This window comes from Roseovarius sp. MMSF_3298 (assembly GCF_030733705.1).
GTDB lineage: Bacteria > Pseudomonadota > Alphaproteobacteria > Rhodobacterales > Rhodobacteraceae > Roseovarius > Roseovarius confluentis.
Window position 1 is genome coordinate 1 of sequence record NZ_JASHIN010000006.1, and the last position, 14,066, is coordinate 14,066.

The window sequence follows — 14,066 nt, forward strand, 5'->3', positions numbered from 1 at the left end:
TGGGGGACCAGCGCGTGCCGATCGTGCCGGGGGCGATCCTGTTCGATCTGCTGAATGGCGGGAGCAAGGACTGGGCCGAGAACCCGTATAAGACACTGGGGCGGGAGGCGCTGGCGGCCCGGGGAGAGGCTTTCGAGATTGGGAGTTTCGGGGCCGGAGCGGGTGCGGTGACAGCGGATTTCAAGGGGGGCGTGGGCTCGGCCTCGGTCGTGCTGGCGTCGGGTGTGACGGTGGGGGCCTTGGTGGCGGTCAACGCGCTGGGGTCGGCCGTGGCCGGCGAGCGCGGTGAGTTCTGGGCGGCGCCGTTCGAGATGGGCGGCGAGTTTGGCGGCTTGGGCGTGGCACGCGATTTTGGCGATGTGCAGGAGCCGAGGACGAAGCTGGGACAGCATGCGGCAACGACAATTGGAGTCGTGGCGACGGATGCGAGCCTGACGCAGACGCAGTGCACGCGAATGGCGGTGGCGGCGCATGATGGGTATGCCCGGGCGCTGCTGCCGTCGCACACCCCGATGGATGGGGATCTGATCTTTGCCGCGGCCACGGGACGGGCCGAGGCGCCGGACGTGGCGGGGCAGTTGGCGTTGGGGCATGCGGCGGCAACCTGCGTGGCGCGGGCGATTGCACGGGCGGTTTTCGCGGCGCGGCCCGCGGCGGGAGATGGGGTGCCGTGTTGGGTGGAGCAGTTCGGACAGGGATGAGACGCGGGGGCGCGTGGGTTTTCACCCACCCTACGCAGGGCCCTCGCGTGGGGCTCGTGGCGCGCGGCGGGTTTTGAGTATTTTCGGCAAGAAAAAGCCGGGGCTGGTCAGCCGAGGATATCGCGCATCAGGGGGCTTACCGGGTCCTTGAGAGCGTCGATGATGTCGAAGTGGTGACGGCCCTTGTCGATACGGAGGGGACAGGACCAGGCGTCGGCCTGCCAACGGGCCTGATCGAGGAAAACGGGGCGTTCGTCGGCGCCGACCCAGATGTGAGTGGGGATATCGAGGCGTTCTGTCATGAGCGCGGGGCTTTCGGCGGTGGCGGTGTCTTCGGTCAGCTGGAACTGGGCGTTCATCGCGGTGTGCAGGAGCGGGCGCAGGTCGGAGACCGGGGAGATCGGGGTGATGGTGGTGATCCGATCTGTGACATCGATGGGCAGTAGGCCGGGTTGGATCATGCGCGAGACGAGGTGACCGCCGGCGGAGTGGCCGGCGAGGGTGAGGGGACCGGGCTCACTTTCGGCGATATTCTGGATGGCGCGGGCGACCTGGGTGGTGATGCCGGCGATGCGGACGTCGGGGCAGAGGTCGTAGGAGGGCATGGCGACGGACCAGCCGCGGGCCAGAGCGCCGGTGGCGAGGTGGGACCAATAGCTGCGGTCGAAGCGGAGCCAGTAGCCGCCGTGGACGAAGACGAGGGTGCCTTTCGGCGCCGTTTCGGGGCGGAAGAGGTCGTAGGCCTGGCGCGGGGTATCGCCGTAGGAAACGCCGAGATCGTTGCGGTCTGTTGCGCGTGCCTCGCGGAAGGCTGCCGCCTCGGCGGCCCAGCGGGGCGGGTAGCTTTCGCCGTCCGGGATGTGGGGGACGTTGGCGTAGGCGTCGTCGTAATCCATGATCTGCTCCTTCGGGCTGGCCCTAGACATTTTCTGCCCCAGATGCTTTGCCAAGACGAGACGTTTTTGCCGGAGGATGCGCCATGCTCGATACTGCCACCAACCTGAAATCGCTTTTGAAGGACCCCGATCTGCTGGCCGAGAGGGCCTATGCCGGGGGTAAGTGGATCGATGGTGCGGACGGCGCCACGTTCGAGGTTGTGAACCCGGCGCGGGGCGACGTGATCGCCAATGTTGCGGACCTGGACCGCAAACAGGTGGCCGACGTCATTGCAGGCGCGGCCAAGGCGCAGAAGGAATGGGCCAAGTGGACGGGCAAGGAGCGGGCCGCGGTGCTGCGCAAGTGGTTCGACCTGATGATGGAGCACCAGGACGACCTGGGCACGATCCTGACCGCAGAGCAGGGCAAGCCGCTGGCCGAGGCGAAGGGTGAGATCGCCTATGGTGCGTCCTTCATCGAGTTCTTCGGCGAGGAGGCCAAGCGGGTTTATGGTGAGATGATCCCCGGCCACCAGCGCGACAAGCGGATCATGGTGCTGAAACAGCCGATCGGGGTGGCCGCATCCATTACGCCCTGGAACTTCCCCAACGCGATGATCACGCGCAAGGCGGCGCCTGCGCTGGCGGCGGGCTGCGCCTTCGTCGGTCGTCCGGCCGCCGAGACGCCGTTGTCGGCCACGGCGATGGGTGTGCTGGCCGAGCGGGCGGGCATTCCGGCGGGGGTGTTCAACATCGTGACCTCGTCGCGGTCGAGCGATATAGGCAAGGAGTTCTGCGAGAACCCGAACGTGCGCAAGCTGACTTTTACCGGATCGACCGAGGTGGGGCGTATCCTGCTGCGGCAGGCCGCCGACCAGGTGATGAAATGCTCGATGGAGCTAGGCGGGAACGCGCCGTTCATCGTGTTCGACGACGCCGATGTGGATGCCGCCGTGGAAGGCGCGATCATGTGCAAGTTCCGCAACAACGGACAGACCTGTGTCTGTGCCAACCGGATCTATGTGCAGGCAGGGGTGTATGATGCCTTTGCCGAGAAGCTGAAGAACAGGGTGGGCCAGATGAAGGTGGGCGACGGGCTGGAGGACGGCACCGAGCTGGGGCCGCTGATCAACCCGGAGGCGTCCGAGAAGGTGGTCGAGCATATCGAGGATGCGAAATCCAAGGGGGGCACTGTCATCCTTGGGGGGGCGGATGGCGAGATGGATGGCAATTTCTTCAAGCCGACGATCCTGACGGGTGTGACGCAGGATATGAAGGTGAGCCAGGAAGAGACGTTCGGGCCGCTGGCGCCGCTCTTCAAGTTCGAGGACGAGGATGACGTGATCGCCATGGCGAACGACACGATCTTTGGCCTTGCGAGTTATTTCTACGCCAAGGACCTGAGCCGCGTCTACAAGGTGGCCGAAGCGCTGGAATACGGGATCGTGGGGGTGAATACCGGGATTATCTCGACCGAGGTGGCGCCCTTCGGCGGCGTGAAGCAGTCGGGCCTTGGCCGGGAAGGCAGCCATCACGGGATCGAGGATTTCCTGGAGTTGAAATATGTCTGCATGAGCGTGTGAGGCGCGGCATGGAGGACGGGTTTCACGGGGTCTTTCCTTACCTGGTGTCGCCGCTGGATGGCGAGGGCCGCGTCAATCGCGCGGTGCTGACGCGGTTGTGTGACGACCTGATCGACGCGGGCGTGCATGGTCTGACGCCGCTGGGCTCGACAGGGGAGTTCGCCTATCTGAGCTGGGAGCAGAAGCGCGACATCGTCGAGACGGTCGTGGCGGCCGCCAAGGGCCGGGTGCCGGTGGTGGCGGGTGTCGCGGCGACGACGACCCACGAGGCCGAGCGGCAGGCGCGGGAATTCGCGGCCATGGGCTGTGACGGGATCCTCGCGGTGCTGGAGGCGTATTTTCCGGTAAGTGATCGGGGCATCAAGGACTATTTCACCGCCATCGCCGCGGCGGTGGAATTGCCGATCGTGATCTACACCAACCCGAATTTCCAGCGCAGTGATCTGAGCGTTCCATTGATCGCGGAATTGGCGGAGGTGGAGAATATCCGCTGTCTGAAGGATGCGTCGAGCAATACGGGGCGGCTGTTGTCGATCATGGACCGGGTGGGGGACAAGCTCGATATCTTTGCGGCGTCGGCGCATATCCCGGCCTGCGTGATGCTGATCGGGGGCAAGGGCTGGATGGCCGGTCCCGCCTGCATCGTGCCGAAGCAGAGCGTGAAACTGTATGAATTGTGCAAGGTCGGACAGTACCAGGCGGCGATGGAGTTGCAGCGCGATTTGTGGGCGCTGAACCAGGCGTTCGCGAAGTACAACCTTGCGGCCTGCGTCAAGGGCGGGCTGGAATTGCAGGGGTATGAGGTGGGCGAACCGCTGCCGCCGCAGGATGCGCTGAGCGATACCGGCCGGGCCGAGTTGAAGGCGGTGCTGGAGCGGGTCGGGGCTCTGTAGGGGGCGCGACACGTCGGATGAGATCCCGTCACGGTGGGATGAAATCCCACCCTACGCGCGCATTGATGGTGCGAAATTTTTTTCGCGGGCCGCCAAGGATTGACGACCGGGCAGCGTCCTACAATCGTGATGCGCATGACTGTCAGTGACGAAACCCTGGCCACAGCTGCCGCCGATGGCGATGCGGCGGCCTTCTCGGCTTTGGTCGAGCGGCACTACGATGCCGTGTTCCGGCTGGCCTTTCGGCTGACCGGCGCGAGGGCGGAGGCGGAGGACCTGACGCAGGATGTGTGCGCGGCGCTGCCGGGGAAGCTGGGCGGTTTTCGTGGTGCGTCGAGGTTTACCACTTGGCTGTGGCGGGTGGTGGTGAACGCGGCCCATGACCGGCGGCGCAGGGCGGCGGTGCGGGCGAGATACGCGGAAGGTTGGGGCGACTGGGAAGTGGACCGGCGGGCCGCGGACGCGGAGGTGGCCGAGGCGGTGGATTGGCTGACGCAAACGATGCGCGCTCTGCCGGAGGAATTGCGGGACACGCTGGCGCTGGTGCTGGATGACATGAGCCATGCCGAGGCGGGCGAGGTGCTGGGCATCTCGGGCGGCACGGTGGGGTGGCGCGTGTCGGAGGCCAAGAAACAGTTGCGCGCGATGCGCGCGAGAGAGGAGGACGCATGAGCGACGACCTCGATGACCTGAAGGCCATGATGCAGGCCGCGACACCGAAGCCGGATGCCGAGAAGAAGGCGGCGGACATCGCTCTGGCGCGGAAAAACTTTGCCGATCTCCAAGAGGCGCGGGATGGCGCGCGTCAAACTTCTGATCGCCCGAAAGCGGGCCTGTTCAGAGGAGTGACGGACATGTTGATGCGGATGAGTACGCGCGGAGCGCTGACGGCGACAACGGCGCTGGTGGCGCTGGGGATGGTCGTGGTGGTGCCGGATTGGCAGAACGCGCCGGCGCTGCGGGGAACGCAGCCTGTGGTGACCGAAGCGGATGACGGTTTGGCGGACGCGGGCCTGCGCAGGGAAGCGCCGGTGCCGAATGCCGCAGAGGAACTGACGTTGGATGTCGCCCCGGCGGAGCCTGCACCGGCCGCCGAAGCACCGAGGCCTGCGCCGGAGCCCCAGATGGCAAAACCCGAGTTGGGCGCAGAGACGCGGCGGCAGGCGGCTCCATCTGCGGCGCAGTCCATAGCACCGCGCGAGCTTGAGGGATATGCCGGAGGGGCGGCCAACACCACCACGGTCGGACGGATCGCGCAGCCGGATGCCGATGCTGCGACGGCTCTGCCGGAAAGCGATACCGAAGCGTTTCCCGAGGCGGAGCCGAACGCGCTGAAGATCACGGCGGAAGAACCGGTTTCGACATTCTCGATCGACGTAGATACGGCATCGTATGGTGTGGTGCGATCGTCCTTGCGAGCGGGAACCCTGCCGCCGAAGGAAGCGGTGCGGATCGAGGAGATGGTGAACTACTTCCCCTATGACTACGCCGCGCCCGAAGGCGATGCGCCTTTCGCGCCCACGGTGAGCGTGACGGACACCCCTTGGAACCCGGACACGCAGCTGGTGCATATCGCGATCCAGGGAGAGATGCCCCCCGTAGAGGATCGTCCGCCATTGAACATCGTGTTTCTGATCGACACGAGCGGGTCGATGCAGGCGGCGAACAAGCTGCCTCTGTTGAAGCAATCGCTGGCGTTGATGCTGCCGCAGTTGACCGAGCGGGACAGCGTGGCGATTGTCACCTACGCGGGCAGTGCGGGGCAGGCGCTGGCGCCGACGGCGGCGACGGAGCGGGAGACGATCCTGGGCGCGCTGGACCGGTTGGAGGCCGGGGGCTCGACCGCCGGGCAGGCGGGCCTGCAACAGGCCTATGCGCTGGCAGGGGAGATGCGCGGCGAGGGGGACGTGTCGCGGGTGATCCTGGCGACGGACGGGGATTTCAATGTCGGGATCAGCGACCCGGAGGCGCTGAAGGAGTATATCGCGCAAGAGCGCGAGAGCGGCACCTACCTGTCTGTAATGGGCTTTGGGCGCGGCAACCTGGATGATGCGACGATGCAGGCGCTGGCGCAGAACGGGAACGGCCAGGCGGCCTATATCGACACGCTGTCCGAGGCGCAGAAGGTGATGGTCGACCAGGTGAGCGGGGCGCTTTACCCGATTGCCGATGACGTGAAGATCCAGGTGGAGTTCAACCCGGCGACCGTGGTCGAGTACCGGCTGATCGGCTACGAGACCCGTGCCTTGCGGCGCGAGGATTTCAACAATGACCGGGTGGATGCGGGCGATATCGGGGCCGGTCACCAGGTGACGGCGCTTTATGAGATCACGCCGGTCGGATCGCCCGCGCAGATGAGTGACCCGCTGCGCTATGGCGCGGCGGAGGCGGTGAGCGGGGACGCTGGTGAGCTTGGGTATTTCAAGCTGCGGTACAAGGCGCCCGGCCAGGATGACAGCCAGCTGATCGAGCAACCTATTGTCGAGAGTGGCGAGGCCGGGGCCGAAGCGCGGTTCGCGGCGGCGATTGCCGGTTTCGGGCAGTTGTTGCGCGATGAGACGTATCTTGGCGATTGGGGCTATGCGGAGGCGATTGCGCTGGCCAACGGCGCGAAGGGCGAAGACCCGTTCGGCTATCGTGCCGAGGCGGTGCAGCTGATGCGGTTGGCGGAGAGCCTTTCGCGGTGATCAACGTTGCGCGGAATCAAGGACGCAGGCCGCCGCGCTATCGTCATGCTGGAAGCATGCCTCCGGCATGACCCCCCACCCAGGGGGCGGCGATTTTGCTGTGCTTTGCCCTTCGCTCGACTGTCCGGCGGATTTTGCTGCGATAAAGTGCGTGGAACGAGTGACGGATCGCCACCCCGGGGGGCGACGACAGCGCGGCTCCAAACGAAAAACGCCCCGTGGCAACCACGGGGCGTTTCGCGTTCTAGGATTTGTCGTTTAGTTGACCGTCTCGGCGTCAACGACATCCTTGTGGGTGGATGTGCCGCTGGCGATCTCGATGCGGCGGGGCTTCAGCCGCTCGGGCACTTCGCGCACCAGCTCGATATGCAGCATGCCGTCGGTGTGGGTCGCACCGGTGACCTTGACGTGATCGGCCAACTGGAACTTGCGTTCGAACGCGCGGGTGGCGATGCCACGGTGCAGGTAGGTGCGGTCACCTTCCTCTTCGGCCTTGCGGGCCGAGACGATCAGGGCGCCTTCGCGCAGTTCGACGGATAGCTCGTCGTCGCTGAACCCTGCGACGGCGATGGAGATGCGGTAGGCATCATCAGCCGTCTTTTCGATATTGTAAGGGGGGTAGGTGGGATGATTGACGTCACCGGCGAGGACACGGTCCATCATGTCGGCAATCTGGTCAAACCCGATGGATGCCCGGTAGAGCGGGGCAAGATCAAAGTTACGCATTGGAATCCTCCGTTGAGCGATACCTATGTGGATGCCTTCCCAAACGGGACAGGCGGGTGCTTCCGACCCGCGATGCGGCGTCGGACAACGCTTATTTGGGAAGCAGAAAAACCGGTTTCAAGACCTGTTTGACGCTTTCAAACGCTAAGGCTTCGCGAATTTCGGACCGGGATGTGTGCCCGGGGTGGGTTGGTCACTGGTGCCATTGGGCGGAAAAAGCGCGGTCTCCGCACTGTTGCGGCGTATGCCTGTGGTTCTTGGAAAGGTGCTGGGCATCGCGCGCAGCTTGCGTTTCAGCGCCGCGACCGCCTCGGGCAACTCCATGCCATAGGCGACGGTGGTGCCGTGCTCGGTCTTGTGGCCGCCGACGACGAGGCTGACGATGCGGGCGCGGTAGCCGCCGTCGGAGAAGACCGGCGCGCCGGACGAGCCGAAGGTCACGTTGCAGTTGAAGGAGATCAGCCCCTGCCCGCGGCCGAGCACGTCACATTCACGCTCCCATGAGAGCGCATCGTCGCGTTGCCTGCCGTAGGACACGACGCTGACGTCATCGCCGCGGGTGGGATTGTGGTGCAGCGCGAAGGGGCTGGCGGTGGCGGTGGGGATGGGCGTGTCGAGTTCCAGCAAGGCCACGTCGCGGCGGACATTGTCGGCGGACATTCCGTCGGAGGGTGCGTAGCCGTCAGCCACCACGAAGCGGCGGACGTTCCGCGCGGCGATGGCGGCCCCGTCGCGCAGGCCGGCGCGAAACACGATGCGCTCGGGCAGAAGCGGTGCGCTTCGCTTGTCAAAGACGCAATGGGCCGCCGTCAGCACGAGGTTGTCGGCAATCAGCGTGCCGGTGCAATAGCTGTCCTGGCCGAGGTCGATGCGGCCCACGGCCTCCCACCCCAGAAGGTCATCGCGGTTGGTCAGGCGGATCAGGTCGCTGGCGGTGGCCAGCGTCGGCAGGATGAGGCCCGCGAGAAGCCCGCAGAGCGACATCAGGCGGCGCATCATGTCAGTCCAGGTCCGGTGAGGCGAATTTCGCGCCGGTGTCACGATTCTGGCCGGTCGAGAAAAGGTCGATGCGCGCCTGATCCCGAAGGCTGCCTCCGTTTTCCATAGCGTCCCGCATCAGGGCGAGGGGACGGTCGAGCGAGGCGCCAAGGGCGACTTTCTTGCCGTTGATCTCGGCCATGGCGGAGACGACCGAGACGATACGCGGGGCGCCGTCCTCGAAGGTGAAGACCGGCGCGCCGGAGGCGCCGTAATCGACGTCACAGGACATCACGAGAAGCCCGCTGCGCTGTTCCAGAACCTGGCACATGTCCTGCAGCGAGGGCGCCTCGGAGCGTTCGCGGGCATAGCTGACCAGCCCGATGCGTGTATGTTTGCGCGGCTGGGTATCGGTGTGGAACGGGACGACGCCGGACTTGGCGATGGGGTGGTGCAGTTCCAGAAGTGCGATGTCGTTGCGCACGCGGGCGGCGTCGATCCTGTTGGAATAATCGTATTCGGGATGCACCACCGCGCGGCGGACCCAGCGATAGGCGGTGGCGCGGCCATTGCGCCAGCCGGCGAGAAACTCGATCTGCTGGGTGTCGACCGCCTTGCCCGTGGTGGCGTCGTACAGGCAGTGCGCGGCGGTCAGTACGAGGTCGGGCGCGATCAGGGCGCCGGTGCAAAAGCCGCTTCCGCCGATGTCGATACGCCCCACGGCCTGCCACTGGCGGCCGTCATCGGTGGTATCCAGACGTTGAAGCGCCGTATCCTGCGCGGATACCGACGTGACCCAACACAACAGGGCCGCAACAAGCCCTGTGAATCGCATGCTCTTGAACAAACCGGGTGCCTCGCTTGATTTCCCAAGCTCGTACCGGCGCAATATGTCGAAAATAGGGCCGGGCCGGATTACTCCCGCAGCGCCGGGGGTTTCGGTCCGCCGGTGGCCCAATCGAGCAGTTCGACAGTGTGCACGACCGGCACCCCGGTGCCCGAGCCGATCTGCATCATGCAGCCGATATTGCCGGTGGCGATGATGTCGGGCGACTTGGCTTCGAGCGTCTGAACCTTGCGCGTTTTCAACTGCTTAGAGATCGCGGGCTGCATCAGGTTGTAGGTGCCAGCCGAGCCGCAGCAGAGGTGTGCGTCGGCCGGTTCGACCACCTCGAACCCGGCGTTTTTCAGCAGGGTCTTTGGGTGGGTCTTGATCTGCTGGCCGTGCTGCAGTGAGCAGGCGGCATGGTATGCGACGCGGGTGTCCTTGGGCGTGCCCTCGGGCAGGTCGAGCTGCATCAGGAGTTCCGAGACATCCATGGCAATATCCGAGACGCGGGCGGCATCCTCGGCCAGCGCCTCGGTGCGGAACATGTGGCCGTAATCCTTGACCGTCGTGCCGCAGCCGGAGGTGTTGATGACGATGGCATCGAGCCCGTCGCCATCCATCTCGGCGGTCCAGGCGCGGATGTTGTGGGCCGCCGTGGCGTGGCTTTCGGTCGTCTTGCCCATGTGGTTAGTCAGCGCCCCGCAACAGCCGGCGCCCTTGGCCACCACCACTTCGCAGCCCAAACGGGTGAGCAGGCGGATGGTGGCGTCGTTGATGTCGGTGTTCAGCGCCTTTTGCGCGCAGCCGGTCATCAGGGCGACGCGTTTGACAGGCTTTTCCCTGGCCGGGAAGGTTTGCGGGTCGTCATTGCGGCTGACCGGGGGGATGGTCTTGGGGGCCATCTCGACCATGGCGCGCAGGCGGGCGTCGGGCAGGGCCCATTTGAACGGTTTGGCGATCTTGGCGCCCAGCATGGCAACGCGGAAACGGTTCGGGTAGGGCAGGATGCGCGCCAGCGTCCAGCGCAGGACACGCTCGAACAAGGGGCGCTGGTAGCGATCCTCGATGTATTCGCGGGCGTGGTCGACGAGGTGCATGTAGTGCACGTCGGACGGACAGGTCGTCATGCAGGCGAGGCACGAGAGGCAGCGGTCGATATGCTTGACCGTTTCCGGATCCGGGTCGCGGTCGTTCTCCAGCATGTCCTTGATCAGGTAGATCCGGCCGCGGGGGCTGTCGAGTTCGTCGCCGAGCACCTGGTAGGTGGGGCACGTCGCGGTGCAGAATCCGCAATGCACGCAGGAGCGCAGGATCTCGTTCGAGCGCTGGATCGCGGGGGATTTGAGCTGGTCTTCGGTAAAGTCTGTTTTCATTCAGTCGGCAACCATCTGTGCGGTGTAAAGCCCGAACCAGGGCAGGGGGTGGCGGCGGCGGCGGTTGCGCCGTAGGCCGCGGGGCGGGTGTGAGGTGACAGTGTACGGGTACGTATGGCCATCACCCGGAAGACGGTCGGCCCGGCCAGAAACCCGATGGCGAAGAGCAGTGCATCGATCATGCAGCGCGGCCCATCAGGCCGGGGTTCAGGATGCCGCGCGGATCGAACCGGGCGCGCAGCCCGTCCTGAAGTGCTGCGATGGGCGGGGAAAGCGGTTGGAAGACACCGCCCGCGCGGTTGCCGCGGATCAGCGTGGCATGGCCGCCGGCGGCGTTGACGGCGGCGCGGATGGTGTCGGCTTGGGTGTCCTGCGGCACGCGCAGCCATACGAGGCCGCCGCCCCAGTCGTAAAGCGCCTCGGCCCCGTCGACCTGAGCTTTGATCCCGGGCGCGTCGGAAGGCTTCACGGACAGCCGCCAGACATCCCCCGGCCCGTCATGGAAACAGGCGACGTCGCGGATGTCCTGCCAGAGGGTCGCGTTGATGTCCGGGTCGGTTTCGATGTCGGCGGCGCCGAGATCGGCCAGAAGGGTCTGGAGTTGACCCGCGCGGTAGGCCACGGATTTTTCGAAGCCCTCGATGCGCAGGCAGGTCTGCGGGCCGTCCTCGGTCTGGCGATGCGCCGCGCCGGTGATCTCGAATGGCGAGCCGAGCGCGCGCGAGAGGGCGGCGACGGCGGTGGTGTCGTCGAGCCCCGAGAGCGTGATCGTGGCCGTTTGGTGGGACGCGGGCAAAACCTTGAGCGCCAGTTCGGTGAGTACTCCAAGGGTGCCGTAGCTGCCCGCCATCAGCTTGACGAGGTCGTAGCCGGTGACGTTCTTCATCACACGCCCGCCGTTGCGGGTGACCTGGCCCTGTCCGTCGACGAAGCGCACGCCCAGCAGGAAGTCGCGCGCGGCCCCGGCCTGGATACGGCGGGGACCAGAGACATTGGCGGCGAAGACGCCGCCGATGGTGGGCTCGCCGGTCGTGCCCAGCAGGCCGCGATGGTCCATCGGTTCGAACGCGAGGCGCTGGCCCTCCTTGGCCAGGGTCTTGCGCACTTCTTCCACCGGGGTGCCGGCCTGGACCACCAGCGTCAGTGCGCCGGGCTCATAGAGGTTTACGCCGGAGAGGCCCGAGGTTGTCAGCGGCTGGCCGTTGACCGGCACGCCGATGGGGCGTGTGCCGCCGCCCATGACGCGCAGAGGCTCGGACGCGGAGGCGACCATATCGGCCAGTTCGGCCTCGGAGGTGGGGGCAAGGGCTTTCATTGTTCCAAAAATACTCCGGGGTCCGGGGCAGCGCCCCGGAATGGTCATTCAGCGGCGATCCGGCGGGTGTCGGAGGACGCGAGCGGGAACACCTTGGCCGGGTTGAGCAGCCACTTGGGGTCGAACACGTCCTTGACGGCCATCTGGATTTCCAGGTCGGGCGGGTCGTATTGGTGCAGCATCAGGTCGCGCTTTTCGATGCCGACGCCATGCTCGCCCGTGAGGCAGCCGCCGACTTCGACGCAGAGCCTCAGGATATCGGCGCCCAGATCCTCGCAGAGTTCAAGGTCGCCCTCCTTGTTGGCATCGAACAGGATCAGCGGGTGCATGTTGCCGTCGCCCGCGTGAAAGACGTTGGCGACGTCGAGGCCGTATTCCTTGGACATCTCGCCGATGCGTTTCAGCACATAGGGCAGTTCGTTGACCGGGATCGTGCCGTCGAGGCACATGTAGTCGTTGATCTTGCCCATCGCGCCAAAGGCGGATTTGCGGCCGAGCCAGATGCGCTTGCTCTCGTCGTCGGACGAAGATTGGCGCAGTTCGACGGGGTCGTGCTTGCGGGCGATGTCCATGATGGTTTCGAGCTGCTCGTCGATCTCGGCGTCGGAGCCTTCGACCTCGACGATCAGGAGCGCCTCGCAATCGGGGTAGCCGGCGCCGGCGAAGGCCTCGGTCGCGCGGATGCAGGGGCGGTCCATGAATTCGATCGCCACGGGCAGGACGCCGGCCTTGATGATGTCCGACACGCACTGGCCCGCGATCTCGGAGGAATCGAAGCCGATCAGGACGGGGCGCGCGCCTTCGGGTTTGTGCAGGATGCGAAGGGTCGCCTCGGTCACGATGCCAAGCTGACCTTCGGAGCCGCAGATGAGACCCAGAAGGTCGAGCCCCTCGGCATCGAGATGCGCGCCGCCGATTTCGGTCACGGTGCCGTCCATCAGAACCATGGTCACGCCCATCAGGTTGTTGGTGGTCACGCCGTACTTCAGGCAATGCGCGCCGCCCGAGTTCATGGCGATATTGCCCGAGATGGCGCAGGCCAGTTGGCTGGAGGGGTCGGGGGCGTAGAAAAAGCCGTCTTCCTCGACCGCGCCGGTGACGGAGAGGTTGGTGCGCCCGGTTTGCACGCGGATGAAGCGGTTTTCGTAATCGGTTTCCAGCACTTCGTTCATGCGGGCGACACCGATGATGACGCTGTCCTCGGTCGGGAGCGCGCCGCCGGCGAGCGAGGTGCCCGCGCCGCGCGGCACCACGGGCACGCCCATGTCGTTGCAGATCTTGAGGGTCTCGGAGACCTCGGCGGTGGAGGCGGGCAGGACCACGGCGAGCGGCGGGCACTTGTAGGCGGTCAGCCCGTCGCATTCATAGGCGCGGGTCTCGGCGGGGTCGTGAATGAGCGCCTCGCGCGGCAGGAAAGATGCCAGCCGGTCGAGCAGTTGCGACTTGCGGGCAAGGATGGTCGGGTTCGGTTTTGGCATTTCCATGGCGGCTCTCCGAAGATTGGTAAGATAATATAACCAATTTGCGTCAGTCGCAAGTGCGGCATGCGCGACGCAATGACAAGAAGAATTCTGTCAGCACGCGGTTGTGAGTGCATCAGTCGTGACGCTCACCTATATTGTCAGACATGAAAAGACTTGCTGCATTTTTCGTGGCCGCGCTGCTGGCCGCACCTGCCTTCGGCGACGAGCCGCAGGTATTGGACGTGACCGTCGAAAAGGCGGGCATGGTGTGGAATATCCACGTGACGATTCGCCATCCGGACACCGGGTGGGACCATTATGCCGACGGCTGGGAAGTGCTGGACGCGGCAGGCAGCCGGCTGGGGTATCGCGAGCTGATGCACCCGCACGTGAACGAGCAGCCTTTCACCCGCTCGTTGAGCGGTGTGGTGATCCCGGACGGGACGCGCGAGATCTTCGTGCGGCCGCGTTGTTCGGTCGATGGCTGGTCCGGATCGCAGAAACGCGTGGCGCTGCAACCCTGATAAAAGGAACGCGCCCTTGGGCGCGTGCAGGTTTGTCTCGGAGTCGGACTGGGGTCCGACGCCTCGGCGGCCTGTGCCGGTGTGACGCGGTTATCCGCGCGTGGCCGGTGTAGGAGCCT

The 14,066-nt window shown here is 65.6% G+C and carries 14 protein-coding genes; 6 read left to right on the plus strand and 8 right to left on the minus strand.

From position 1 onward, the window contains the following. Positions 1-701, plus strand: a 701-nt coding sequence (locus RBB18_RS07135; protein ID WP_306121240.1) for a P1 family peptidase, incomplete at its 5' end; no start/stop codon positions are given. A 107-nt stretch (positions 702-808) separates the two neighbouring features. Here RBB18_RS07135 and RBB18_RS07140 read toward each other — a convergent pair. After that, the gene (locus RBB18_RS07140) at positions 809-1,627 is read right to left on the minus strand and encodes an alpha/beta hydrolase (protein WP_371931604.1); all 819 of its coding nucleotides are present in this window, start codon (positions 1,625-1,627) and stop codon (positions 809-811) included. A gap of 53 nt (positions 1,628-1,680) precedes the next feature. Here RBB18_RS07140 and RBB18_RS07145 point away from each other — a divergent pair, with 53 nt between their 5' ends. The 4 genes from RBB18_RS07145 (at position 1,681) to RBB18_RS07160 (ending at position 6,739) form a co-directional block, all read left to right on the plus strand. Then, on the plus strand, positions 1,681-3,159 hold the full coding sequence (locus RBB18_RS07145; protein WP_306111814.1) for an NAD-dependent succinate-semialdehyde dehydrogenase: 1,479 nt from the start codon (positions 1,681-1,683) through the stop codon (positions 3,157-3,159). Positions 3,160-3,167: 8 nt separating this feature from the next. Next, positions 3,168-4,052 carry a dihydrodipicolinate synthase family protein gene (locus RBB18_RS07150; RefSeq protein WP_306111813.1) on the plus strand — a complete coding sequence of 295 codons (885 nt, stop codon included), beginning with the start codon at positions 3,168-3,170 and terminating at the stop codon, positions 4,050-4,052. Between the two features lie 135 nt (positions 4,053-4,187). Continuing rightward, a complete protein-coding gene (locus tag RBB18_RS07155; RefSeq protein ID WP_306111812.1) occupies positions 4,188-4,724 on the plus strand; it encodes an RNA polymerase sigma factor in 537 nt (178 codons plus the stop codon). Further along, positions 4,721-6,739, plus strand: a complete 2,019-nt coding sequence (locus tag RBB18_RS07160; RefSeq protein ID WP_306111811.1) for a VWA domain-containing protein — start codon at positions 4,721-4,723, stop codon at positions 6,737-6,739. Before RBB18_RS07155 ends, RBB18_RS07160 begins: the two co-directional genes overlap by 4 nt. Before the next feature lie 258 nt (positions 6,740-6,997). Here RBB18_RS07160 and RBB18_RS07165 read toward each other — a convergent pair whose 3' ends face one another. The 7 genes from RBB18_RS07165 to RBB18_RS07195 all read right to left on the minus strand — a co-directional run bounded on the left by RBB18_RS07165 (position 6,998) and on the right by RBB18_RS07195 (position 13,444). Next, positions 6,998-7,465, minus strand: coding sequence for an Hsp20 family protein (locus RBB18_RS07165; protein WP_103762781.1), 468 nt, complete (start codon positions 7,463-7,465; stop codon positions 6,998-7,000). A 144-nt stretch (positions 7,466-7,609) separates the two neighbouring features. Beyond that, positions 7,610-8,461 carry a serine protease gene (locus RBB18_RS07170; protein WP_103762999.1) on the minus strand — a complete coding sequence of 284 codons (852 nt, stop codon included), beginning with the start codon at positions 8,459-8,461 and terminating at the stop codon, positions 7,610-7,612. Between the two features lie 4 nt (positions 8,462-8,465). After that, positions 8,466-9,278, minus strand: coding sequence for a serine protease (locus RBB18_RS07175; RefSeq protein WP_103762782.1), 813 nt, complete (start codon positions 9,276-9,278; stop codon positions 8,466-8,468). Between the two features lie 80 nt (positions 9,279-9,358). Beyond that, positions 9,359-10,645, minus strand: coding sequence for a glycolate oxidase subunit GlcF (gene glcF / locus RBB18_RS07180; RefSeq protein WP_306111810.1), 1,287 nt, complete (start codon positions 10,643-10,645; stop codon positions 9,359-9,361). Beyond that, a complete protein-coding gene (locus RBB18_RS07185; protein WP_146049994.1) occupies positions 10,642-10,827 on the minus strand; it encodes a hypothetical protein in 186 nt (61 codons plus the stop codon). The genes glcF and RBB18_RS07185 overlap by 4 nt, the downstream gene beginning before the upstream one ends. Further along, entirely contained in the window at positions 10,824-11,960 is a 1,137-nt protein-coding gene (gene glcE / locus RBB18_RS07190; RefSeq protein WP_103762784.1) for a glycolate oxidase subunit GlcE, read from the minus strand. Before glcE ends, RBB18_RS07185 begins: the two co-directional genes overlap by 4 nt. A gap of 44 nt (positions 11,961-12,004) precedes the next feature. Continuing rightward, positions 12,005-13,444 (minus strand): FAD-linked oxidase C-terminal domain-containing protein, encoded by a 1,440-nt coding sequence (locus RBB18_RS07195; protein WP_274592885.1) that lies wholly within the window; start codon positions 13,442-13,444, stop codon positions 12,005-12,007. Between the two features lie 143 nt (positions 13,445-13,587). On the opposite strand from RBB18_RS07195, the gene RBB18_RS07200 reads away from it, so the two are divergent. Beyond that, entirely contained in the window at positions 13,588-13,947 is a 360-nt protein-coding gene (locus RBB18_RS07200) for a hypothetical protein (protein ID WP_103762786.1), read from the plus strand. Positions 13,948-14,066 lie beyond the last annotated feature (119 nt).